1 protein-coding gene is annotated in these 886 nt (G+C 81.2%); it reads right to left on the bottom strand.

All coding sequences use genetic code 11. From position 1 onward, the window contains the following. Positions 1-90: 90 nt before the first annotated feature. Positions 91-699, bottom strand: a complete 609-nt coding sequence (locus tag AAHZ94_RS34680; RefSeq protein ID WP_349997641.1) for a hypothetical protein — start codon at positions 697-699, stop codon at positions 91-93. Positions 700-886: the final 187 nt, after the last annotated feature.

Here is an 886-nt window from a genome sequence, read left to right on the forward strand (position 1 = left end):
CCGGCCCCCGCCGCCCCCCCCGCCGCCCGCGCCCCCGCGGCCGCGCCGCCCCCCCGCGGCGCGGGGGCCGCCGCCGGCCCCCGCGGTCGTTCAGCGGGGGCCCGGGTCCTCCGTGAGCTGGCTCGGCGACTGCGGCGGGGTGTCCGTGGTGGGGGCCGTGGTCGGCGGGTCCGTCGGCTCCGTCGGCGGGTCGGTCGGCTCCGTCGGGGGATCGGTCGGCTTGGTGGGCGGGTCGGTCGGCTTGGTCGGCGGATCGGTGGGCCGGGTCGGCGGCGGATCGCTCGGCCTGGTCGTCGGGGCGGTCGGCTCCGGGTCCGGGTCGGTGGGGCTGCCGGTGTCCGTGGGGGCGTCCGTGGTCGGCGTACCGCTGGTCGACGGGGTCTCGTCGGGGCTGCCGCTCGCGCCGGTGGACGAGGACGGGCGTGGGGCGTTCGGAGCGCCGGGCGCGGTGGCGCCGCCCGGCCGGCCGGTGTCGCCCGGGACGTTCCGGCTCGGCTCGTCGCCGGTCTCTTCCTCGTCCGGCGCCGGCTCCTCCTGGCGCAGAATGCTCTTCCGGGGCGCGACCCGGTCCGGATCGCCCTCGTCGCCCGAGGTCGCGCCCAGCGTGACGACGGCCCCGAGCACCGCGACGAGCAGCGCGCCCGCGCCCGCAGCCGCCAGGTTCCGCCGGGCCTTGACCACCAGCGGCAGCCGGCGCACCGAGGCCCGCCACCCGCCGGTGGCAGCCCCAGCGCCGGCCGCGCCCTTCGCGGCGCCGGCGCCGGCCCTGCCGGTGCCCGTCGCGCCGGTGTCTGATAGACATCTCCGAGCCCCCGAGACGGCCTCCGATGGGGGTTGGCGGGGTGGGGGGGGTAAAAATAGGGGGGGGGGGGGGGGGGGGGGGGGG

Source organism: Streptomyces sp. HSW2009 (genome assembly GCF_040240285.1).
Lineage (GTDB): Bacteria > Actinomycetota > Actinomycetes > Streptomycetales > Streptomycetaceae > Streptomyces.